Source organism: Fulvivirga kasyanovii (assembly GCF_009711405.1).
GTDB lineage: Bacteria > Bacteroidota > Bacteroidia > Cytophagales > Cyclobacteriaceae > Fulvivirga > Fulvivirga kasyanovii.
The window spans coordinates 17701-41237 of the sequence record NZ_SMLW01000662.1 but is presented as its reverse complement, the minus strand read 5'-3'; the positions used below and the strand labels follow the sequence as shown (position 1 = coordinate 41237).

Here is a 23537-nt window from a genome sequence, read left to right as displayed (position 1 = left end):
AAGCAATTGTAATTTCTTCATCCAGGTACACTTGCTGGATCAGGTTGAGCAATTCAACACCTTCTTTCATTGGTCTTTGGAATGCTTTTCTTCCCGAAATCAAACCCATTCCACCTGCTCTTTTATTAATCACGGCTGTTTTTACTGCTTCAGCATAGTCCGACTCTCCAGAGGAAGCTCCTCCCGAATTGATCAAGCCTATCTTGCCCATATAACAGTTGGCTACTTGATAGCGGCACATATCAATGGGATGATCGGAAATATAGTTGCCGTACATTTCTTCAGAGGTCTTACCAAATTTCAGGTCTCTGAAACCACCATTTGTATCCGGCAGTTTTTGTTTGATGATATCTGCCTGAATGGTCACTCCCAGATGGTTGGCCTGTCCGGTAAGGTCTGCAGCTGTGTGATAGTCGTTGTCTTTTGTTTTAAAGGATTCATTTCGGGTGTAACACCATAAAATGGTAGCCATTCCCAATTCATGGGCATAAGTGAAAGCATCTGAGATTTCACGTATTTGCCTGTTTGATTCGGGTGACCCAAAATAGATAGTTGCACCAATCGCACAAGCTCCCATGTTCCAGGCGTCCTTCACCGTCCCAAATAAGATCTGGTCATGCTTGTTCGGATAAGTCAGTAACTCGTTATGATTGATTTTTACGATGTATGGAATCTTGTGTGCATATTTTCTTGCGGTAAGCCCTAATACGCCAAAGGTAGAGGCTACACCGTTACAACCTGCTTCCAAACCAAGTTGTACAATATTCTCGGGGTCAAAGTAGTCGGGATTAGGGCCAAAAGCACTTCCGGCTGAATGTTCAATACCCTGATCCACCGGAAGGATGGATAGGTAGCCTGTTCCAGAGAGATTGCCACTGTTATACAGGCGTGAAAGTGCATTGAGTACTTGTGGATTTCTGTTGCTATTGACAAAAACATTATCCAGATAATCTGAACCAGGTAAAGTAAGTCTTGTTCTATCAATCGTTTTACAAGTATGTTGCAGAAGGTATTCTGCCTGATCTCCTAAATATTCATTTATTTTTTTCATGTGTATGTAATTTTTTTTAGTGGCCACATGGAATTCACATCATCAGCATTCATCGCTGGTTGGTGTTTCCCAAACATGCTCATTTCATAGCATCTCATTTTTATATAGTTACTACTGTCTTATGTCATTTTTTGGCTTTTAAATCTTAAGTTCGGAATTATGAGAACGGCTACAAGCGATAACACCGTGCCAATCACCGGATAAGGCCATGAGCTACCGATTGTGTATAACCATATGCCTAACATCGGTCCCAATACCTGACCAATACTATTCACTGATGTTTGTAAAGACAGATTCGCCCCGGTATGGTTTTTATCCACCAAAGAAATCATGGTAATTAGGTTGGGGGTGACCATTGCACCTCCGATCGCAAAAAATACAATCATGGTATATACATAGATATTGTATGTCCAAAAAGAAAAAACAATCATAGCAAAAGCAGCCAATGCAAAACCGATAAAAAGTTGTGTGTTTACAGAGATAGTTTTTGCATCTACATTGGCAAATAAAGGCTGTAAAACGGCCATAACCAGGCCACAAAGCATAAACCCAAGTCCTACCTGGGAAGTGTCAAACAAGAGAATGTCTTTGGCATAAACAGAAAACACCGTCTCAAACAAGGTTACGGCCAGTTGAAGAATTAATGAGAGAAACAATAGTAGAACAAAATCACGTTTCACATTTGACTCTGGCTTTTGGCCTGCTTCTATGATGTTAAGATTTTGTGCTTTGGGGTTTTTGAGCCATCCGATTGCCAGCAACAAAATAATGGTTCCTAAAAGGGCGACTGCAAGAAACGGGATACTAAATCTATCTAACAGCAAATGCCCCATTCTGGTATTTAAATGTAAATTGGTTTGGGCCAGGTAACCACCAATCATAGGCCCGGTAATCACTCCCGTACTTACTGCCACCCCCGACCAGGCCAGTACTTTTCTGCGCTGCATGCTGTTGGTAAGGTCGCTAAGAAAAGCATTGCCCACGGGTATAACCGAAGACGAGAATATACCTCCTAGAATACGGGCGACATAAAGCATGGCCAAAGAAGTAGACAGCCCGGTTAAAACCTGCATAACGACAAAGCCTGACAAACCCATAATGATCAGTGCCTTACGACCGAAACGGTCAGACAATTTGCCCCAGATGACAGCAAAAAGAAGTTGAAAAAACGGGTAAATGCTGGTGAGAATTCCAATGTGATAGTTGATATCCTCTTCAGCTACAATGCCGGATTTTAATGCAAGCCTTTCCGTATAGTAGGGCAAAACGGGAAGCAATACACCATACCCACTCATAACTACAAAAATACTTAGCAGGATAATGATGATCCTGCCAAGGATTTCGCGATTACCCATTATTTGTTACCGATTTTCTTCTTCAGTAGCTGTGCATTGATGGCCACTATGATCGTACTCAAACTCATAAAAACCGCACCAACTGCCGGACCTAAAACGAAACCAGATGTGTAAAGCACCCCTGCTGCCAAAGGAATTGCAACAGTGTTATAACCGGTAGCCCATATCAGGTTTTGAATCATTTTATTGTAAGTGGCCTTCCCAAATAAAATCAGGTTGGCTATATCCTGCGGGTTGCTGTTTACCAAGATTATGTCGGCTGTTTCGGCTGCTACATCGGTTCCTGAGCCTACCGCAATACCCACATTGGCTTGTGCCAGAGCAGGCGCATCGTTCACACCATCACCGGTCATGGCGACAAACTCGCCCTTAGACTGAAGCTCTTTTACTATTTCCACTTTTTGATGTGGCAGTACTTCTGAATAGTAGCCGTCTAGGCCTAGTTCTTCACTTACTGCTTTGGCGACTGTTTCATTGTCACCGGTGGCCATCATCACTTTGATGTTGTTGTTTTTGAACACTTTAATTGCCTCGGCACTTTCCGGTCTGATCTCATCTGCCAGGGCGATGTACCCGGCCAGTTTATTATCCACGAGAACAAAAACGACTGTCTCGGCTGCACTGCTGTAGGCACCATCAGGTATGGAAATATGCTCATCTTTCAGATAGCCGGGGCTCACTACTTTCACATCTTTCCCTTCCACTTTTGCTTCAACCCCTTTACCGGTAATGGCATTGAAGTTTTCAGGCTTGGGAACCGCAATGTCTTTCTCTTTGACTTTTTTAATGATGCCAACGGCAATAGGATGCTCCGAACTTTGCTCTAATGCACTGGAAAGCCTCAGTAATTCATCTGGTTCAAATTGCTGATCTACCGCCTCTACACGGGTAACACCAAAATCACCTTTAGTTAGTGTTCCGGTCTTATCAAAAACAAGGGCCGAAATCTTTCTGGATTCCTCAAATGCCGTTCTATTGCGTATCAATAATCCATTCTGAGCAGAAACTGCTGTGGATATGGCTACTACTAACGGTATGGCCAAACCTAATGCATGAGGGCAGGCAATAACCATCACCGTCACCATTCTCTCCAAGGCATAGACAAATGGAAAACCTAAAAACAACCAGGTAGCCAGCGTCCCAAAGCCTATCGCTAATGCGATATAGGTAAGCCACTTGGCGGCACGGTCTGACAAATTTTGCATTTTTGACTTAGACTTTTGCGCCTCTTGTACCAGCGTAATTACCTTATTAAGGTAGCTGTCTTTGCCGGTATGCTCCACCTTTACTTTGAGTGAACCATTGCCATTAAGCGAACCTCCGATTACTTTATTCTCCATACCTTTTTTGACAGGTTTGGATTCCCCGGTCAGCATAGACTCGTTCAGATAGCTTTCCCCCTCTACGATAATACCATCAGCCGGAACTTTTTCACCAGGTTTGATCAGGATAATATCTCCTTTTTGCAGGTCTTCCAGCTTCACATCTTCTACAGCATCGCCTTTGACCCTGTGGGCCTCAGAAGGCATCATACTTACCAACAATTGCAGCGCTTTTGAAGCTCCCAGAACCGACTTCATTTCCAGCCAGTGGCCCAGTAGCATGATATCAATTAGGGTGGCCAGTTCCCAGAAGAAATCCTCCCCTTCAAGGCCGAAAACTGTTGCGGAACTATAAAAATAGGCTACACTGATGGCCATAGTAATTAAAGTCATCATGCCCGGGGCACCCTCCTTCAGCTCATCCTTTAACCCTTTCAGAAAAGGCCAGCCCCCATAAAAATAAACGATGGTAGAAAGCCCGAACAAAATGTACGCATTGCCCGGCAGCAGCCATTCATAGCCAAAAAAGCCCTGGATCATGGGAGAAAAGACCAAAATCGGAATCGTCAAAACAAGGGATATCCAAAAACGCTTTTTAAAATCCTCAATCATCATTTTGTGATGGTCATGGCCCATTTCTCCATGTCCGGGGTTATGACCGGAATGGTCACCATGTCCTCCATGAGATGAATGATCCATCGCCTTCTCATGACCGTGTTTGGATTTTTCTGCTAAGGAATCTTTCACCTCTTCTTTCTTATCTCGTGCCTCTTCTTTGGAGGTATTGCTGTGATGATGGTGCTCGTGATTATGTCCTTTGTGATTTTCCATATTTACAAAATTTAGATGTTGGGGTATTCCAAGTTAAGTTTTTCAAGTTGATCAGCTAAAATTTTCGCTGCGGTATAATTGCGATACCAACGCTTGTCTGCAGGGATGATATGCCAGGGCAAGTGGTCGCAAGTATTCAGTATGGTATGGTACACCTCCCGATAATCATCCCATTGGTTGGGTACGAGTTCATCTTCTTTGGCATATTTCCAGCGTTTGTGTGGTTTTGTTTTCCGATCTTCTATACGCTTTACCTGCTCATCAGCTGAGATATGCAAGTAAAACTTTAAGATCAAAGTATTATTTGCGAGCAGGTGATGCTCCAATTCGTTAATCAAATTGATGCGATGCTCCAACACATTCTCTGACAAGCTTTTGTTTGTCGCTGGCACCAAAATGTCTTCATAGTAGGATCGGTTAAATACCTTGATCATCCCTTTCTCAGGAAAGTGGGGATAAATGCGCCACAAAAAATCGTGTTTGAGCTCGTCAGCTGTAGGCTTTTTAAAAGAAGTAACCTGCATACCTTGTGGGTTCATACCACTGAAAGCGTGACGGATGGTCCCGTCCTTGCCTGAGGTGTCAAGGCCCTGCAAGATGATAAGCATACTGTATCTGCCATCGGCATAGAACTTATTCTGTAGCTTAAAAAGCTCCTTACGCAGTTTTTTAAGTGCCTTCTTTGTTTCCATTTTATCGGCTTCTGCTGGCGGCAAGGTGGTAATATGATATAAGTCTACCATTTTCTACTCTTTATTATTTTGCTCATAGGTCATGGTAAAATATGCTCCGTCATCCTCCGTGATTTTCTGACGCTGTAATACTAAACTCTCAGTCAGGTATTCTTCAACCGTGTAATTGATGGTCTTTATCTTTAGGCCCATCACATAGGCTTCAACTACAGCATCACTACTAATAGTTATCTTTCCATTTTCTTTTTTGCTCTGCCTGTTTTTTATGGTAACCAGGCTTTTAGAACCAAAAAAACTGAGTACGCCCGATTCAACACTTATCTTCAAATGGATATCTTTCAACTTAGTGCTACTTTGTAAATCATATAACTGCTTAAAATCTTCTGAGGCAATATCCACTTTTATCTTTTCATCTCCCGGATCGGTAAAAGGAAATACATTGAGCAGCACATCAAATTCTCTGGGGTTACACTTGTAAGTGGTGGTATATTTTTCATCCAATTGGTTATTTTCATCATACAACTCCACCAACACTTCTACAGTATAAGTTTCACTTTCCCGCTTTAACTCTCCGGTCAGAAAGATTTGCATGCCTTGTGAGTTTCCATTTTTGTCAAAATTTTTGCGAACTATTTTTTTTTCAGCAATCTGCTCAATCAACATTTCCTTTTCCTGACCATAGGACATGCCGGGAGTAAATTGCAGAAATATCAATATGAGGAAGAGGATATTACGCATGGTGCTTCATTAACGCTTTAATCTCCATTGCCAAAGTTTCAGAAAGATCAATAGCATTGCTTTCATGAGGGATGGTGTTGCACGTTACGATCTGCTGCACGCCTGAATTTTTCAGGTCTTTATAAGCCGACTCTGCAAACACAGCATGAACTCCCACACACACAGGAGGTCTCATGTTGGCCTTTTTTAAGTGGCCCACTGTCTCAATCATAGTCCTTGCAGTGGAAATAATATCGTCAACCAGCACCGGGGTATGACCTTTATATTTTGCTACATCGGGGATGGATACTTCTACATCCCGGTCACCATGTCGTATTTTTTCCAATACTGTAAAGGGCGCATTGGCTTCTTTTGCCACCTCAGAAACCCACTGCTCACTTTCGCTATCCGGGCCGATGAATACCGGCATTTCAATATTATCACTCACCCATTTTGAAATGTGTGATGCCGCATGCACTATAGTATTAGGTACGTTATAGATTTCGCTTAACGAGCTTCTACGGTGCAGATGCGGGTCTACGGTGGTAAGTGTTTCTGCGAATCCGGAGATCAATTGTGCAAAATACGTTGAGGTGATCCCTTCTCCAGGGTTAAATTGTTTGTCTTGCCTCATGTAGGCCAGATAGGGTGCCACAAAGCAGGTACATGCAGCTCCCAGGTCTTTGGCTGTTTTACTTAGAAAGTATAAGGGCAGTAACTTAGCGTCCGGTTTATATAAGGTACAAACCATCACCACGCATTTTCCTTTTACGTCAGAATGTATCTGCACATAGCTCTCACCATCGGGAAACTGCCGCATAGTTGCCTCACCCTTTTCAGCCTGAAGGTGTCCGGCTATTTTTTCAGTAAGATCTTCGTTGCCCGGTAAGGCAAAAACTATCATTTCCATATTTTTATGTCTCTTTGATTTTAATAATTTCTTTTTGTGTATCCAGGTAAGAAAGGGCGTACTCAAGCTCTCCGTGAGACTCAGCATGGATTTCAAACAGGGTATCGTTTTCTTCCACCTGAGTATTCAAAGGCGTAAGAAGCAAAATGCCGGCTGTCATCGCTTCAGGAGCACCAGCCAGCTTAGCCACTTTCGCCAGTCTGCGATTATCAATTTCTGAAACTACCCCAGTCGTTATGGACTTGATCTTGTGCTTATGGGGGGCTACTTCAGGTTCCCTGAAAAAGCCTTGTGCCTGGCAGATAGCGGTAAATTTTTTGTAGCCCTCTCCACTTTTCAAAATTTTCAAAGCTTCAAGAGCGCCTGCCCCTTCGGCTACTTTTCCTCCCATTTCAAGTAACCTGCCTGCCAGTAGTACTGCTCTTTCACGCAGGTCATCAGGTGCATGGTCTTCATTTCTTAAGACGGACAAAACATCCCTTGCCTCCAGTGCAGGGCCGATGCCCCGCCCTACAGGTTGCGATCCATCGGTTAATATAATATCAATATTCAGTCCGATGGCTTTGCCTACGGCAACCATCTTTTCTGACAGATGCTCAGCAGCTTCCCGGGAGCGCACTTTAGCCGTTGGGCCGACAGGAATATCAATCACAACATCAGTAGAACCTGCTGCCGCCTTTTTTGAAAGCACGGAAGCGATCATCTGCCCTTCGCTATCAATATCTAGTGCTTTTTCCACGCGGATGAGTATATCATCAGCCGGACTTAACTGTACTGATCCGCCCCAGGCCAGGCACCCCCCTTCTAGATCCACCACTTTTTTCATTTGCTCGGTGGTAAGATTTACGTTGGTAACTACCTCCATGGTGTCAGCGGTACCAGCCGGAGAAGTAATGGCACGGGAAGAAGTTTTAGGAATGGTCAGCCCCGCTGCGGCAACAATAGACACTACCAGTGGGGTAGTTCGGTTACCGGGCAAGCCACCTATGCAGTGTTTATCATAGACCTTATCTTTACCCCAATCCAGTTTAAAACCCACATTAATCATGGAACGGGTCAGGGCAATCACTTCTTCCTGATTTAATGCATTCCCTGTGCTGGAAGCCAGAAAAGCTGAAAGTTGAATATTGGATAAATTCCGATTGACGATATCGCCAATGATCCTGTCAAACGCTGCCTGGTTCAAGCGGTGTCCATAAATTTTCTTACGGACATCACTCATGGAATCCAAGGCATCCAAATGACTCAAGGTGAGTTCATCCCCAGCATTTGCTCCCAATGAATCAATGGCTGCTTCTGATAAGCTTAGTTGGTCATGAGTCAGATGTTCTTCATTGTCCCAAACGATGAGTGAGGCCACGATGGTTTTATTTCCTTTTGAAACTTTTATACGATTTAAAGCCTCAAATCCTTCGGACACACATACCGGACAATCCTTGCGCATAAATACCATGTATTCATTGCGTGCATCAATGCCTAGTCTTACTAATTTTAATACGTTATGGCGGGTATCCTTTGCTTCCATCACAATTCTACCGTTTGATTAAGTTGAGGGATATGTGTTTGCCATCCTTTATTATCTTCCAGGGCTTTTGATAAAGCTTCTGCCTGCGCTGCTTCCCCATGAATAATGAATACTTTTTCGGGTTGTTTTTTAATTTCAGAGAGCCAGTCAATCAAATCGTTTTGGTCACCATGCGCACTCAGTCCTTCAATGTGTTCCATGTGCATTTTGAATGGTAGCCATTTGCCATACACTTTAATTTCTTTCGCTCCTTCCAGCAGTTTTCTTCCTCTGGTTCCTTCTGCCTGATAGCCTACAAAAAGTAAGGTGTCATTACTATTGCCTGATCTTGTTTCCATATAGTTCAGTATTCGTCCGCCCGTCATCATTCCACTTCCGGCAATGACGATCTTGGATTTGTTGTCTTCCCTCAGCGCCAGGGTTTCCCGATAGTTGCTAACTACCTGAAAATGAGAACACATTTCATCACATTCTTCAGGTTTAAGCATATGCCAATCCCGCGAGGCATGGAAGAGATGAAGTACATTGGCACCCATCGGACTGTCCATGATCATGGGTATTTTTGGTATCTTCTTCTCTTTCAATAACCGCCATATCATCAGCATCATCAATTGCGTGCGCTCTACCGCAAAGCTCGGTATGAACAGGCTGCCTCCCCGTTCAATAGTTTCATTGATGATACGTTCCAGTTCAGGAACTATAGTTTCTTCTTCCGGATGCACCCTGCCTCCATAGGTGGACTCAATTAGCAGTACATTTGCCTTTTCAGGCTTTTTAGGCGCATATAGCAGTAAATCTTTTTTGCGTCCGATATCGCCAGAAAACACAAAACGTTTCTCGTTGACCTCTATTTCAATAAAAGTTGACCCGATAATGTGCCCATTATACTGCCACCTCACCTTAAAGTCATCTTCTATCACATGCCATTTTCCTTCTGAAACAGGATTAAAAAGAGAAATTGTATTTTCAACATCTTTCAGGTCATAGAAAGCCTCTGCCGGATGGTGTTTGCTATATCCTTCTTTATTGGCTCTGGCAGCCTCCTCTTCCTGAATTTTAGCACTGTCTTTTAGTATAATTTCAGCGATCTTGAGGGTGGGCGCACTTCCATATATTTTGCCTTTGAAGCCTAATTTCACCAAGCGGGCCAGGTAGCCTGTGTGATCAAGGTGCCCATGGGTAAGTACTACCGCGTCAATAGATGCCGGGACATACTTGGGTGGCTCCCAATTGAGCAGTCTCAGTTCTTTTAATCCCTGAAAAACACCGCAATCCACCATCAGCTTTTTACTTCCGGTTTCAAGCAAATATTTGGATCCTGTAACGGTACCAGCCGCACCTAAAAATTTTATGGTTATTTTTTCTTTCATCTTTAAATACAAATCATTTTTAATAGACCGCCCTGCTTGAACAAATTTCGTTTCCTTCTTTAAGTATCCCTCTGATCCGTTTATCAGATATTCCTATTTCATTAAGCATCTTTGGCTTGTCACAAAGCTCCTTGCAGAGTACTACCATCTTATCAATCAACTGTTGCTTTTCGGATTTGGTAAGCGTAGTGAGGCAGGTGATAGGATGTAAACCGGACAAATTAATCCGTTCACTTAAACTTCCTTGTTGGGGATAATCCCAGCCTATGAGAATCAAACCGGAACATTTACCATATTGAATGGCATCCTCGGTGAACCGGGTATTGGTCACCACCCAACCCTGATGAAACTTAGTAGCATGATCTTTACGTTTCTGCCATTGCTTTTTTACATCTTCAAACCGGGATTTTATATAGAGTGGAATTTTTACATCGCACTTATAACCTTGCCGATTATGGAATTTGCACTCTACCATAAAGTGCTTATTATCCTTTTCGGCCTCCACATCTATTTCGTGAGTCACACAATGGCCCTGAATGATTACCCCTACTTTAGTGCGGTATCCCTGGTGTTTGAGAATTTCACCAATGAACTTTTCAAAGGGGTATCCTGATGGTCCCAGCTCTAAAATAGCCTGCTTGGTTTTGTACCTTCCTGCGACAGGTTTTGAGTACTTCCTGAGCATGGAAAAGGCCTGACTGTATATTTTTTTTGTAGACATTCCATCAAATAGCTGCTTCTCAATTTCGCTCACAATCCGATCTGTTACAGCCAAATCTGCTCCGGCTCGTTCCAGCGATTGCCTTAATTTTTCTGCTGAGAAAGCGGCTCTTTCTCCTGAAGCTTTTGTGATGAGAACGGTCTTTTCTGACATTTATACTACTTTAACAATCCAATGTTAAAGTTAGAATATTACCCCTCGGAGGTATTTACGATATCTCACTTTCGATGTATGAAATTATGATACCCAAAAACGTTTCTGAGGTTATGTGTCAAAGCTCTTTTCGCGGTAATAATCGATGAGGTAGTCCTGATAAATCCAAAAGAATTTACTGATATCAAAGAAGTTTAAAGGAGCCATGCTAAACTTTGATTTTATCTCACGCACCAACTCACCGTATTCCAAATAATCGGATGGCAATAAAGTCTTGTGGTGATAACTTTGAATTACTTTCAATGAATGTTTATTCCATAATGGAAAAAACATCGGGGCATGAACTGCACAATACCTGGATGCAAATGCTATGGTTTCATTATCAATACCGCTATGCCCATTTTGAGCAATACCAATGGCAATTGAAAGGTCGCCTTTGGTCAGAGGTTCATCAATTTTTAGCCTTTCAATATGATCATGAAAGCCGCCCATGATGAAATAATCAACCCTGTCATGATCGGCTACTGCCATAACCTTCTCTTTGATGACATCAATATCCTGATTACCGGGACGGTTTTTGATGAATTTGATGAGTTTTCTATCGGTAAGAAAGTAACCTCGAATTGCTTTTGTGTGATTAACATATTCCTCCATGACTCTCGGAATCATTCATTTATTACTTTCCACGGTTTTAGGAGCTATGACTGCTTAACGCATAACTGTACCATACCATTGATTGAAAACCACACAGGCAGTCAGATCTCCGGTGACATTAACCGCTGTACGAAACATTCCCAATAATCGCTCTACACCGATAATGATGATGATACCTTCTGCCGGAATACCTGCACTGCCCAAGACAGATGCAAGAATTACAACTCCTCCTCCCGGAATGGCCGGTGTACCTATTGACGCAGCAACTATAGTTATAACCACAACGATAATATTAAGCAAACTCATTTCCAGCCCGTACGCTTGTGCAATGAACAAAGTGGTTATGGTTTGATAAAGAGCTGTGCCATCCATATTGACAGTTGCCCCAATAGGGATGATAAAATTACTGATCGCAGTATCCACTTTTAATTCCTCTTCTGCTGTTTGCAACGAAAGAGGCATTACTGCAGCAGAACTGGTGGTGGAAAAAGCCAGGAGTTGAGCGTCTCTGATCTTTCCCAAGAATTTTAGCGGATTCCTGCGGCCTAACAAACTCACCATCATCAGGTATATGCCTACTAAAATTAGTAAACCTGCCAAGACTACTATCACGTAATAACCTAGTCCGGCAAGGGAGCTTAGACCTACACTGGATGTAAGCTGAGCCATGAGACCAAAAACTGCTATGGGTACTAAAATCATGGCCCACTTAACTACTGTCATACAAATTTCCTGTACAGCACTCAGCAATAACTTCACAGGTTTCAGCAGATTATCTGGCAATGATAATACTGCCACTCCAATAATAATGGTGAAGATGACAATGCTCAACATTTCCCCGCTTACCATAGAGGCCAGCGGGTTTTCAGGCAGCAGATCGGTAATGATGCCCGGCATATCATTGATGCCAAACGATAATTCAGCATTTTCTTCGCCTGCCGCCAGTACTGCTTCATGCTCGGCAGCTGCCTGTTCATGCAGGTATCTCCCCGGTTTAAAAACGGTAGCAAGAAGGGTTCCTATACTCACGGAGATAATGGTGGTAGCCACAAAATAAAGAAAAACACCACCTCCCAGTTTTTTCAGGTTGTCTTTGTCATTACTGGCGATACCAGTAATGATAGAGGCCACGATTAACGGGATCATGATCATTTGCACGAGCTTAAGAAAGAGCATGCCGGGCAGGGCCAGCCAGTTACCTAAAACATCGGCAGTGGCTTTGCTCACCCATCCATTTTGTGGGCTTAAAAGAAGGCCAAAACCCACTCCTAAGAAAAGTGCAATGAGTACCTTTAACCAGAGCTTGCCTGCTACTAGTTTTTTAAGATAGGTATTAAGTGATTTGAGAGATTTTATTTCTGTATCAAACAAGCTCATTATATGATCCCCAAACTTTCATTTGTCTTTTTAATTGATCTCTCGGCACTTTCTTCTATCCCGGTCAATGCCCTGATCGCATCAATGGTCTCCGGGATTACAATGGCCTGGTTGTCCACTACATAGGCGTAATAGAGCTCATTACCTTCTACTTTTAGCATGTCTTGCCACAGTGCTACCTCATACATATCGCCCCAGGGTCGTCCCATATCCAGGTATCTTTCTTTGATCGTATTATTGGAAACCAACCCTTCGTTATAGCTCATCAACGTGATTCGTGTAGATGTCTGAAATGCCTCTATCACCTCCTTTTTATCAGCTTGTCGGGTAAGTCGCACATTCCAGTAATGTAGATGGCTCAGGGTTTGAGGAACTTTCACCGCCATAGTAACTACATCCAGCTCTGGGTCTACACTTTGCGCATCAGGTCCCTGATGGCTGGGGATGTCTTTTTCAGGTACCAGGGTATTCATGATACCACCAAGATGGCTTTCCCAGGGGTCGGTCGCTCTACGAAGCAAAGTGCCACGTGCACTCTCTAAGAGTCCGGCTCTTTTCAATGCCGAAAGTGTCCTGACAATTGAAGTGGTGTTACACGAAACTACCCGGGTACTGTCCCGGTTTAGGGCGGAAGCATAATTGTTTTCTGCGCTAAAGGAATGTCCGGTGGTTTCGTGTTTTTCACCTCCTTGAAGGATAAATTTGATTTCTCGCTCTTTGTACGTCTGTACGTTTTGGGCAGCTATCTTCTTGGGGGTACAATCCACTACTAAATCTGCTACATCTAAAAGGTCAGTCATATTGCCTGCCGGGGAAATAGCTACCTGCTCCATGTTGCTTTTAGCTTCAGGAGTAGCAGCATAAATAGGGTATCCTTTGCTTACCGCTGCTTGAATGCGCCAATCACTGATTACATCACAAACTCCGGCCAATTCCATATCCTCTTGCAGGGTAATAGCATCCGCTACTCTTTTGCCGATTACACCATATCCGATAAGTGCTATTTTCTTTTTCATAATGCTATTGCGTTTTAATTTTGGTATGAATATTATTTATGTTGGATAATCCGAATACGATCAGTACAAAGCTTTGAGCGATCTCCATGATCACCAATATCCTGGCAGGATACGTTAAGGGTACGATGTCTCCGTAACCGATTGCCGCAAAAGTTACCACACTGAAATAGAAGAACTCAAATAAAAAGCTGAGATAACCCATGTTGTCCGAGGTGTTAAATCCCTGAAATGAGCCTTTATTGGCAGCAGCAATACAGCTATAATCTGCTGCATAGGAGAAGATAATCAACAGTACCAGTAACCCGAAAATCCAGAGCAATTGCCCAAAGGAATGACACTGGCGAATGGATTTATTTACCTGTTTGAAAGTAAAAAATGTAAAATATATGGTTTTGATCAGGGCAAATAAAACCACCAGGTAAGGCACCCAGCTTATTTTATGATCAACAAATTGCATGAGGTAGACATAAACGATGGCCACCAAAGCCACCAGTATCACAGCCGGACTCAGGCGCTTGATCAGTTGTTTTAAGAAACTATCGTAGTCTATTTTGTATACCATTGTGTCTAAGTCAATTGTTCATTGCCGGTTTAGTTGTAGATTCTGTTCTGCCATACAGACAAAGTATAATTGCACCAATGACACCGGCAAGCACTGAAGCAAACAAAATACTTAGCTTGGCAATGAATGTATATTCCTCTTTTTGGAATGCCAATTCAGTGATGAATAGTGACATGGTAAAGCCTATTCCGGCTATCATGGCTACTCCCGAAAGGTGTCTCCAGGAAATTCCTTCTTGTAACTCGGCCAGCTTAAATTTCACCAAAAGCCAGCTTACTCCTAAGATACCGGTAAACTTGCCAACCAAAAGCCCGAAACCTATCCCCAGGCTAATGGGATGACTTAAAATTTCTACTAAATTTCCATGAATGTGAATCCCGGTATTGACCAGGGCAAATAAGGGCAGAATAAAAAATCCTACAATAGGTGCCAGGTGATGCTCTATTTTTTGCAAGGGAGTTTCAGCATCATCTGATTTTTGCTTGATCTCTTCCAGAATACTGAGTTGTTTTTCTGAAATGAAGTTACCCTTAATAGGAGTTGCCTCTAAGAATTGCAAATGAAGTTTTTGGAGATTTTTTAAGTAATCTTCTTCCTTGATCTTAACCTTACCGGGAATGGTGAAAGCAGTGAGAATGCCTGCAATGGTCGGATGTACCCCGGAGAAAAAAAATGCCAACCAAACCCCACCGATCCCAATGAGTGCATAAAACCAGGCTTTGCGAACGCCAATGTAATTACCTCCTACCAACACAAGTAGGAATAATACACCGTGAAGCAAATCAATATATGAAATTCCGGAAGTGTAAAAAATAGCAATAATCAGTACGGCACCGAGATCGTCTACTATGGCAAGTGCCACCAAAAATACTTTGAGCCCGATAGGTACACGATCTCCAAAAAAAGAAAGCACTCCAATGGCAAAGGCTATGTCTGTGGCCATTGGGATTCCCCAACCGTGCTCGGTAGCAGCATTGAAGTTGAAAATAAGATAAATGGCTGCCGGAACTACCATGCCGCCAATAGCCGCTCCTATGGGTAAGATGGCCTTTTTGGGAGAGGACAATTTACCTCCAATAATCTCTCTTTTCAGTTCCAGGCCTACCTGCAGGAAGAAGATGGCCATTAAGCCATCATTTACCCAAAGTAATAGTGACTCTGACAAAGCAAATTCCCCAACCAAGAGCGAGATTTCAGTGTGAATAAAGTTTTGATATACTTCCCCGAATGGGGAATTAGCCCAGATCATGGCTACCAGTACAGCCAGAAAAATGGCAATCCCTGAAGCTGATTGGTTCTTTACCAGATTATTCAAAGAGTTGTTTAGGCGGGTAATCATTTGGACTCCTCCTTTTCTAAGTCCTTGTTTTTGTACTCCCGGATGATTAGCCGATTGCCTTTGTCATAGGTGAAATAATTCCACACCCAGTTCAGTGCTACCATCAGCTTATTTCGGAAACCGCTAATGGAAAAAAGATGTACTACCGACCATAACAACCAGGCGATATACCCACCAAACCGAAATTTACCCAGATCGGCTACCGCCCTTCTTTTACCGACAGTGGCCAGTGACCCTTTATCCCGATAACGAAATGGTTTTGAATATTCTCTACCCGCAATTCTGTACTTAATCACTTCACCCAGATATTTACCCTGTTGGATGGCCACCTGTGCCACCTGAGGATGGCCTTTGGGTGTTCTTTGGCTGACTACTGCAGCTATATCGCCAATGGCAAAAATATTGGTGTATCCTTTTACCAGCAGGGTGTTATTCACTTGAAGCCTGTTTCCCCGAACAATACTTTCTTCTCCAATACCTTCAGGAAAATCTCCTGTTACCCCGGCAGTCCAGATCAGATTACTAGCGTAGAGTTTCTTTCCTGAATTTGTTGAGACAGCCGATCCATCATAATGTTCTACTGCTTCCTCAAGCATAACCTGTACGCCCAGCCGGGTCAAATATTTCAGTGCCTTTTCTGAAGCTTTGTCAGACATGGATGCCAGCAATTGATCACCTGCCTCCAGCAGATAGATATCCATTATTTCGGAGGAGTATTCCGGATAATCTCCCGGTAATATATATTTCTTGAATTCTGCAAGGGCACCTGCCATTTCAACACCGGCAGGGCCTCCACCCACTATAATAAAATTGGTGAGAATGTCTTTTTCATGTTCATCACAGGTGATAGCTGCCTGCTCCAGGTTCTGGATCATGGTATGGCGAATATTCAGGGAATCCTGAATGCTTTTCATGCCCAAGCTCCACTTTTCAATATCGGTCAAGCCAAAAAAATTGGTTTTGGTCCCAGTGGCTATAACCAGGAAATCATAGTCAATGATACCTTTATTGGTTAATACCCGGTTTTGTTTTGCTTCTATTTGCTGAACTGTGGCGTACCTGAATATTGTATTTTTATTACCACTGATTTGTTTGCGAAATGGGAATACGATGCTATCCGGCTCCAGGCCACTGGTAGCCACCTGATAAAATAGTGGCTGGAATTGATGAAAGTTATGTCTATCAACCAGCACAACCTGTATCCTACTTCTCTTTAATGCCTTAGCAAGAGCAAGTCCCGCAAAGCCTCCTCCAATAATGACAAGCCGGGGCATATTGGTTTCCGGTAAGCAAACCATCTCATCTGTATTACAATATTCATTCATAAACATGCATTTTTAAAGGGTGTTCTTGCAATTTTTGCCAGTACAGATGCTCAAACAGGCTTGACCAATACATGCCAAAGGTGAAAGCAAATAGAAGTTCTTCCAGGGGTACTCCCAATATGAGTATATGCGTCAAAGCATCAAGGTTCCAGTAGAGGTTCACATACTCGGGGAAAAATGGTAAGATGCTACCGAAATAAATAAAGTACAACAGGGTAAATAGAAAACCACCGATCCATATCTTGCCTTTAAGATCAGGGCGACAGTATAAGGTAGCAATTGCACCGGTAAACATGGCTATAATGCCACAATAAATATGGTTTAAGCTGGTGAAATAAGCCAGGATGAGAAATACTACCGGAGGAACAAACAAGATATACCGATGCATCCGATGGCGTCTATGCGTGCGTTCTGATGGGTGCATTTCAACGGTTACTTTTTTAAAAACCAACTGATATAGCACTGACCCTATGCCCCCAATCGCAAACGAAAAGATCAGGCTTTCAATATCAAAACCTGTGCTTTTAGCTAAATCAAAAATTGAAGGAGGATTCCAATATTGAGGAACAAATAATGGTTCTGTCAGGCCAAAAGGCATAGTGATGAGGCTCATTTTGAGCATCACCTTTCTATAATCTTTTCTAAATAAAAAGATCATTCCCCATACTGCAAGAATGATCAAAGACCAAATCAGCCATACATAGTCTATCATCCTTACTAAATCATCGGTATTTTTTATTAAAAGATATATTGTAGACCGTAGCTATGAGTGCGCCAAATAACCAGCCCAGTATGAACATTTCTACCAGTCCGATGAGTGCTTCGGTCCAGGGTACGTCCATTCTGATGATGGGGCTGGTGTCAAGTCCGTGGAGCAAACTGTTAAAAAACAGGATGGTACCTTCACGGCCTACAGTGGCCATCAGTATAATACAGCCCAGGTAGAATACCACACCTGCTACCCCCCAGGCCAGTGCGAATTTTTTAATGTTTATGTGTTGCATGATCATTTTCGTTTTTAGATTGATTTTCCTGATTGCTACCATGGCCGCGATGGCCTCCGTGTCCTCCATGACTTCCCATCATAAATAGGTGGGCCACGAAAAAAATAATGAGGAAGATAAACAGCGAATTTGTCCCGTTGAAGCCGAAAACCGGCAACAGGAATAGCAGTAGGAATAACCCCAGGCATCCTACCAGCATCCAAAACATGTGATTTCTCATAACTTCAGGTTTTTAGTGGTGGCCGGGATGGTTTTCTTTCCCCATCTTTTCTTTGTTTCTCATCATCGTTTCCTTGTCCATAATGCCTTCTTTGTGCATCATTTCCATCATCTGTCCCATCATATTGGGTTTATCTTTCATCATAGTCATCATGTGTGCGCACATTGATGAATCTGCCTCAGCCATATTCATCATATTGCTCATCATGCCGTGCATCATTTCCGGATTATCCTTCATCATGGCCGTCATGTCTTCATTCTCTGACATCATCATACCCATCATTTCCTGGTTTCCTTTCATCATCATTTGGGTATGATCATCTTCCATCATTTTGGTTATCAATTGTTCAGCGTATTCATGATCGGAAATGATGGTATTAAATATTTCATTTCGGGTGTCATCTTTTTCTAACAATGTGCTTACATCCTTCTGTTGCTGACAGGCAGATGAAGCCACGATCAATAAAGTAAGTGTCACCACTGTTTTTAAAATATTTTTCATATCGTTATCGGTTAAGATTAATGCTTAGAATGGGTATTTCAGAATGATTGGCCAGGCTTTCGGTTATGCTCTTACTCATTAGGCTTAGGAAGCCCGACCTGCCATGAGTGGTCAGGGCAATGAGATCGGCTTCTACAGATTCAGCAAACTTTAGGATGCCACGTTCTTCATTCAGCGAATTATAGATATTGGTTGTGCAGGTTCCTCCACGAGGGCAACTTTCATGAAAAGCATGCATCTTTTCCATGCTCCTGTCGGTCTCTTCAAATGAAAACGGCACATTGACGTAAAGAAGGTGAATGTTTGATTCGTTGAGATCGGCAAAATTCACTACTGTGCGGAACGGTTCTTTCACATCTTCCTCAAAGTTGGATGCGAAAACCACGTTCTTTATGGGCCAGGTAGATGCTTCTTTTACAATTAGCACTGGTACAGAGGCATCTCTCAAAACCTTCTGAGCATTAGATCCAACAAATAGTTCTTTTGCACCGGATGCACCGTGCGAACCCATCACCACAAAATCGTGGTGATGAAAGGGAATATGTTTCAGAATTTCTTCTCTTCCCACATCATAAACCATAAACTTTTCTGCCTTCAATCCTTTATTCTCAGCTTTCTTCACCAGTTTATTGAGAGCGTCCTTTGCATGGCCTATTTCTTTTAGGGTCTCAGGAAATCGCTGCTCCTTCTCTTTATCAAGTTTGACCCAAGGAACAGGAGTGATCTGAAGATGTAAAAAATGGATTTCAGCACCGGATTTTTCTGCTATGGCAATGGCAATATCAGCCGCCCGGTTGGCTGCATCGGAAAAGTCTGTGGGTACTAAAATATTCTTCATGAGTCGTAATTTTCTAAATCAGGTTCTAACGTTTTAACTTTCACCATGTCCATCACTTCAGTCATATAAATGATACCATCTCCGGAATGAGCCGTTTTCCCATATTTATGGATGATCTCCATTGCTTTGTCCACCTTCTGGTCGGGTATTACTACTTCTAGCTTTTCAATTTTGGAGTGAGAAAATGGGTGTCGTAACGAAGGAAAGTCTTTACGCTCATCAGTATAATGTCCTGTACCTTCTCCTTCAAAAACGGTTAAGCAACAAATTCCTTCTTCTCGCAGATGATTTACAATTTCTGATAATCGGTCCGGCCTGACGAAAGCTTTTATTTCTTTCATTTTTGCAGGGTCTTTTTTATGTCTTCATACTCTTCTTTGCTGATTTCTCCTTTGGCGTACCTCTTTTTCAAAAGGTCTAATGGTGTCTCCTTTTTTGTTCTTTGTCCTGGGATATCCCATGGTGTAGCAAAAACCCAAATGATAAAAATCACCCAGATTACCCACCAGATGATGTGCATACCCCAATAGTGTCCTTCAAACCAATGCATAATATGTATTTTTTAAATTTTGAAATATTGTAATCTGACCGTATCAAACCATTACTGATTTGCACTATTCAAAATTAGCACATTGTCACGCATCCTATTTTTGAAATCTTGTCTTTGATGTATGATATTTTGCCATCAAAACATCAATAGCTTAGTGGTTATCATCATCAAACAGCATAACTGCACCCATTACTATAACCATCATCCCAGCCATAACCGGCACCCACCATTTGTTAGTGATAGCCCCATGCATTTGCCTTTTTTTTGAGGTACTGAATTTTTCAGGATTTTTTTTGAATACTTGAAGACACTCGTCACTATCGAAGTAGAAAACAACGTCATTGTATGGATACTGAAGTATAGTGTTCGCATTAACAGAATTCTCACAAACAGGATCGGTATGCATATTAGATGTCAAGTGCCTCCTATTTACAGAACAAGAAGTATTTACTATCAACATCATCATAGCCAAAACATATACTACTATCTTACTAAATGTTGACATAACTTATACATTTTTTAAAACCTCCAGTAATTTCGTTCTAATATTCAAAGCCACCATTTCAAGGTCTTCGTTGCTGACGGCCTGCATGGAACTAATGGGATCAACTATAGAAACTTCAATATGCCCTTCCATGAGATCCTGAACGATGACGTTGCAAGGAAGCATTGTCCCAATTTTATCTTCGGCCTTTAATGCCTTGTAAGCATACTCAGGGTTGCAGGCACCTAATATTTTATAGGGGTTGAATTCAATATTGAGTTTATTTTTCATGGTCTCCTGTACATCTACTTCTGTAAGAATTCCAAACCCTTCTTTTTTTAATTCTTTAACTACTCGGTCGATCACTTCTTCAAACTCTGCGTCATTGATCAATTTACTGTGATAATATTCCATGAAACCTGATAGTTTATAATGTTTGATCTAACACCAGCTGGTGTATATGAACTTTGATATTTTCGTTTTCCAATGACTTATTTTGAAGAAAATCGGCTTTAAATTCAAATGTCAGACCCAGAATGCATTTCAAGTGTGATCCACCTTTAATATGTTCCAGGGAACCTGTTCCTGTTACCGGCAAATCAGTTTGCTTGTAGCTCATCTTTGCACTGAACTCAAAAGTCATGGGAGGGTGCTTAGATGTATCTATTTTATCCTGGCTATCACTACTGTTTTCGATGTATAGCTTACCCACAAGTGTAACCTCTTGATCTTCCAAGGATGAAATGATAGTATCTAGTGAATCTGCTCCTGAATGCAGCGAAATGATGGGTAGCTTCATTTTGAAGTTCGCCTCCTTATAATCAAGTTCCACTAAAAGTTTCTGCGAATGAAGGTTGATTACTGAATCACCTACCGGAACTGTCAACATCACGCGACCATTGGTAGTGTGATATTGATTTTGAGCTTTTGCCAAATTAATATTTGAGAAAATCATAGCAATAACAAATGCTAGGAATAGTGTAGTTTTAACCAAAGAGCTACTTCCCATCTATGACCGTGTTGTGAAATATATTAAAACTAAAGCAGTCACTATTGCCAGCGTAAATGACCAAAACATCAATCTCTTGTAAGGATGATAGTAGTCCAATGATTTTTTATCAGGGTGCAACACCGAGGCATTATTTTCTTTTGCAGTGGGTTCCGGTTGTTCAGGTTCAACTGTTGCTGTCACAGTGCTCTTTGATTCTATATAGTCCAGTATTGCTCTAACTTCATCAACTTTAAAAGGAAAATCAGGCATAGGTACCATGTTGTACTGCTGAAAGGTGGCTACAGCCTGTTCGTCACCTGCCTTTACCATCGTCTGAGAGGACTGAATAAACTTCAAAAGCCAGCTTTCCTCATATTTTTCTGAGACTCCTTTGAGATCAGGACCAACCAACGGCCCACCGCCAATGGTATGACAGGCAGTACAGTTTTGAGTAAAAAGTAGTTCTCCATTTTGCGAGAAGGCCTTCGTTACTGTAAGAAAGAAAAGGCTTAAGAGTATAATCTTAACCGAAGAAACCGAATATTTCGATAACGGTCCCATTAATTGGCTGACTTTAGGAATTCTAAAACCTTTTCTGCTTCCACCCTGGTTAGCTGTGCCCGTATCTCCATATGTTTAACCGCCACATCCCATTGCACATCACTAAAAGTGGCTGGAGAGGCAGTATTGTGACACCTGATACAGGACTCTGCCCATAGCTGAGCACCACTTTTCTGCAAAACGTACTCTGGTACCCCTTTAGTGGCACTTTCAGCACTCGTAGCATTTTGCTGCGAGGCACATTGTGTAAAAACTGTTGCTGTAAAAGCCACAACAGATATTAAGAGTAGTATTTTATTTATATCCTTCATTTTTTTGGTTTAAAAGCCTATAGTCCATTGAATATAAAAAGTGTTCACATCCAGTGATTCTGGTTCTTCGCCATCTTCAGCGTGTCCTCCGGTGATACTGTCCATTTGGTAAGCAAACTTAACGGCCGTCCTCCAATCAATCCAATAGTTTAGTCCTAATGCCAATTGTGTACTCTCTGACTCCCAGGGTGCTTCTTCAGGTGTATTTAACGTTGAATAGCGCCCAACAAGCTCCAGATTTTTAATGAATTGGCTTGACCCAAAAGTAGGACGATAGCCAAGCTGGAAGAAGGTTGAGTTGGACTTGTTGTCAAACGTGTAGGACTCCATCACACTATCTTCTTCGACAGTGTATGTCTGATCGTCAATATTGATGAAGTTGACTTGTCCTTTAAGATCGATCACTCCACCAAGAAAAGAGACTTTTCTTACGTAAGTCCAGTCAAAGGCATAGAGAAGGGCACCAACTTCTTCCAGCTCAGAGTCGCGGTTACCGAGCTTAGCTGATTGAGCAGAAAAACCAATTTCAAGTGATTGATCCCTAAGAGGGAATACGCCTAAGCGCCCTCCTATTGCCTTGTTATTGTTATTATCCTCATTCCCTTCGTGTACTATCATTCCTACTTCTTCTGCTTCATCCTCACCATCTTCTATGCGCGGACCGTTCATTACGTAAAGTGAGTAATTGAACCTCATCCCTCTCAAATAAGATGCTCCTCTTATTTCCACCCCTAAATCTGAGGTTGGGAGAATTCCATCATGTCCATAGCCAAGTGGAACGGTAGGTAAACGATTAATCCAGGATGGGTGTAGTCTATCGAAAAATATTCCAAATGGAATTAGAATTTTACCAGCTCTCAGGTTTAGGTTGGGAGCAATACTATAGTTAACATTTGCATATTCCAGCGCAACTTCAACCTCACCGTCCTCAACTTCAAATTCTAATTCCCCTTCGAAGAATAGTTTGTCAGATTGTTTGTAGAGAAAAAGAGGTACAAACCGTGCGTTCCCAAAGGTAGTTTCTTCATCATTGGACATAAACGTTGCATCAGAATAGCCACGCAGTAAAAACCGACTATTGCCCGGTTTGGGGTCGAGTATCCCTGATTGATTCTGTGCGTTTGATTCAACTAACACCAGAATGATCAACAAGGAGC

General features: G+C 42.2%; 28 protein-coding genes. All 28 read right to left on the bottom strand.

Features of this window, described 5'->3' with window-relative positions:
* Nucleotides 1-1051 (bottom strand): class I fructose-bisphosphate aldolase (locus E1163_RS26030; protein WP_155175917.1); only part of this gene is annotated, 1051 nt, incomplete at its 3' end.
* Nucleotides 1052-1170: 119 nt separating this feature from the next.
* Nucleotides 1171-2406 (bottom strand): MFS transporter, encoded by a 1236-nt coding sequence (locus tag E1163_RS26025; RefSeq protein ID WP_155175915.1) that lies wholly within the window; start codon nucleotides 2404-2406, stop codon nucleotides 1171-1173.
* Nucleotides 2406-4559 (bottom strand): copper-translocating P-type ATPase, encoded by a 2154-nt coding sequence (locus tag E1163_RS26020; protein WP_155175913.1) that lies wholly within the window; start codon nucleotides 4557-4559, stop codon nucleotides 2406-2408. The genes E1163_RS26025 and E1163_RS26020 overlap by 1 nt, the downstream gene beginning before the upstream one ends.
* Nucleotides 4560-4570: 11 nt before the next feature.
* Nucleotides 4571-5302: a PPK2 family polyphosphate kinase gene (locus E1163_RS26015; protein WP_155175911.1), complete on the bottom strand. Its 732-nt coding sequence runs from the start codon at nucleotides 5300-5302 to the stop codon at nucleotides 4571-4573.
* 3 nt (nucleotides 5303-5305) lie between these two features.
* Nucleotides 5306-5989 (bottom strand): hypothetical protein, encoded by a 684-nt coding sequence (locus E1163_RS26010; protein WP_155175909.1) that lies wholly within the window; start codon nucleotides 5987-5989, stop codon nucleotides 5306-5308.
* Complete coding sequence (locus E1163_RS26005) at nucleotides 5982-6878, bottom strand: ribose-phosphate pyrophosphokinase (protein ID WP_155175907.1); 897 nt, start codon at nucleotides 6876-6878, stop codon at nucleotides 5982-5984. Before E1163_RS26005 ends, E1163_RS26010 begins: the two co-directional genes overlap by 8 nt.
* 4 nt (nucleotides 6879-6882) lie before the next feature.
* Complete coding sequence (locus E1163_RS26000; RefSeq protein WP_155175925.1) at nucleotides 6883-8403, bottom strand: thymidine phosphorylase family protein; 1521 nt, start codon at nucleotides 8401-8403, stop codon at nucleotides 6883-6885.
* The gene (locus E1163_RS25995; RefSeq protein ID WP_155175905.1) at nucleotides 8403-9773 is read right to left on the bottom strand and encodes an MBL fold metallo-hydrolase RNA specificity domain-containing protein; all 1371 of its coding nucleotides are present in this window, start codon (nucleotides 9771-9773) and stop codon (nucleotides 8403-8405) included. The genes E1163_RS26000 and E1163_RS25995 overlap by 1 nt, the downstream gene beginning before the upstream one ends.
* A gap of 19 nt (nucleotides 9774-9792) precedes the next feature.
* On the bottom strand, nucleotides 9793-10647 hold the full coding sequence (locus E1163_RS25990) for a restriction endonuclease (RefSeq protein WP_155175903.1): 855 nt from the start codon (nucleotides 10645-10647) through the stop codon (nucleotides 9793-9795).
* A 111-nt stretch (nucleotides 10648-10758) separates the two neighbouring features.
* Nucleotides 10759-11316, bottom strand: coding sequence for a hypothetical protein (locus tag E1163_RS25985; protein ID WP_155175901.1), 558 nt, complete (start codon nucleotides 11314-11316; stop codon nucleotides 10759-10761).
* Nucleotides 11317-11355: 39 nt separating this feature from the next.
* Nucleotides 11356-12678 carry a dicarboxylate/amino acid:cation symporter gene (locus E1163_RS25980; RefSeq protein WP_221418084.1) on the bottom strand — a complete coding sequence of 441 codons (1323 nt, stop codon included), beginning with the start codon at nucleotides 12676-12678 and terminating at the stop codon, nucleotides 11356-11358.
* Nucleotides 12678-13694, bottom strand: a complete 1017-nt coding sequence (locus tag E1163_RS25975; protein ID WP_155175899.1) for a type II glyceraldehyde-3-phosphate dehydrogenase — start codon at nucleotides 13692-13694, stop codon at nucleotides 12678-12680. Before E1163_RS25975 ends, E1163_RS25980 begins: the two co-directional genes overlap by 1 nt.
* Nucleotides 13695-13698: 4 nt before the next feature.
* A complete protein-coding gene (locus E1163_RS25970; protein ID WP_155175897.1) occupies nucleotides 13699-14256 on the bottom strand; it encodes an ion channel in 558 nt (185 codons plus the stop codon).
* A 10-nt stretch (nucleotides 14257-14266) separates the two neighbouring features.
* A complete protein-coding gene (gene nhaA / locus E1163_RS25965) occupies nucleotides 14267-15571 on the bottom strand; it encodes a Na+/H+ antiporter NhaA (protein WP_246223909.1) in 1305 nt (434 codons plus the stop codon).
* Nucleotides 15572-15591: 20 nt separating this feature from the next.
* Complete coding sequence (locus E1163_RS25960; protein WP_155175892.1) at nucleotides 15592-16920, bottom strand: NAD(P)/FAD-dependent oxidoreductase; 1329 nt, start codon at nucleotides 16918-16920, stop codon at nucleotides 15592-15594.
* Nucleotides 16913-17632, bottom strand: a complete 720-nt coding sequence (locus tag E1163_RS25955) for a lycopene cyclase domain-containing protein (RefSeq protein WP_155175890.1) — start codon at nucleotides 17630-17632, stop codon at nucleotides 16913-16915. Before E1163_RS25955 ends, E1163_RS25960 begins: the two co-directional genes overlap by 8 nt.
* 10 nt (nucleotides 17633-17642) lie before the next feature.
* On the bottom strand, nucleotides 17643-17924 hold the full coding sequence (locus tag E1163_RS25950) for a DUF5676 family membrane protein (RefSeq protein ID WP_014022540.1): 282 nt from the start codon (nucleotides 17922-17924) through the stop codon (nucleotides 17643-17645).
* Complete coding sequence (locus tag E1163_RS25945) at nucleotides 17905-18144, bottom strand: hypothetical protein (protein ID WP_155175888.1); 240 nt, start codon at nucleotides 18142-18144, stop codon at nucleotides 17905-17907. Before E1163_RS25945 ends, E1163_RS25950 begins: the two co-directional genes overlap by 20 nt.
* Before the next feature lie 12 nt (nucleotides 18145-18156).
* Nucleotides 18157-18645, bottom strand: coding sequence for a hypothetical protein (locus tag E1163_RS25940; RefSeq protein ID WP_155175885.1), 489 nt, complete (start codon nucleotides 18643-18645; stop codon nucleotides 18157-18159).
* A gap of 4 nt (nucleotides 18646-18649) precedes the next feature.
* Nucleotides 18650-19483 (bottom strand): universal stress protein, encoded by an 834-nt coding sequence (locus E1163_RS25935; RefSeq protein WP_155175883.1) that lies wholly within the window; start codon nucleotides 19481-19483, stop codon nucleotides 18650-18652.
* A complete protein-coding gene (locus E1163_RS25930) occupies nucleotides 19480-19824 on the bottom strand; it encodes a P-II family nitrogen regulator (protein ID WP_155175881.1) in 345 nt (114 codons plus the stop codon). Before E1163_RS25930 ends, E1163_RS25935 begins: the two co-directional genes overlap by 4 nt.
* The gene (locus E1163_RS25925) at nucleotides 19821-20033 is read right to left on the bottom strand and encodes an SHOCT domain-containing protein (protein WP_155175879.1); all 213 of its coding nucleotides are present in this window, start codon (nucleotides 20031-20033) and stop codon (nucleotides 19821-19823) included. The genes E1163_RS25930 and E1163_RS25925 overlap by 4 nt, the downstream gene beginning before the upstream one ends.
* Nucleotides 20034-20184: 151 nt before the next feature.
* Complete coding sequence (locus E1163_RS25920; RefSeq protein WP_155175877.1) at nucleotides 20185-20538, bottom strand: YHS domain-containing protein; 354 nt, start codon at nucleotides 20536-20538, stop codon at nucleotides 20185-20187.
* A gap of 3 nt (nucleotides 20539-20541) precedes the next feature.
* Nucleotides 20542-20931 (bottom strand): DUF302 domain-containing protein, encoded by a 390-nt coding sequence (locus E1163_RS25915; protein ID WP_155175875.1) that lies wholly within the window; start codon nucleotides 20929-20931, stop codon nucleotides 20542-20544.
* Nucleotides 20932-20944: 13 nt separating this feature from the next.
* Nucleotides 20945-21526, bottom strand: a complete 582-nt coding sequence (locus E1163_RS25910; protein ID WP_155175873.1) for a hypothetical protein — start codon at nucleotides 21524-21526, stop codon at nucleotides 20945-20947.
* Complete coding sequence (locus tag E1163_RS25905; RefSeq protein WP_155175871.1) at nucleotides 21527-22069, bottom strand: c-type cytochrome; 543 nt, start codon at nucleotides 22067-22069, stop codon at nucleotides 21527-21529.
* On the bottom strand, nucleotides 22069-22380 hold the full coding sequence (locus E1163_RS25900) for a cytochrome c (protein WP_155175869.1): 312 nt from the start codon (nucleotides 22378-22380) through the stop codon (nucleotides 22069-22071). Before E1163_RS25900 ends, E1163_RS25905 begins: the two co-directional genes overlap by 1 nt.
* 9 nt (nucleotides 22381-22389) lie before the next feature.
* Nucleotides 22390-23517, bottom strand: a complete 1128-nt coding sequence (locus tag E1163_RS25895) for a hypothetical protein (protein ID WP_155175867.1) — start codon at nucleotides 23515-23517, stop codon at nucleotides 22390-22392.
* Between the last annotated feature and the right edge of the window lie 20 nt (nucleotides 23518-23537).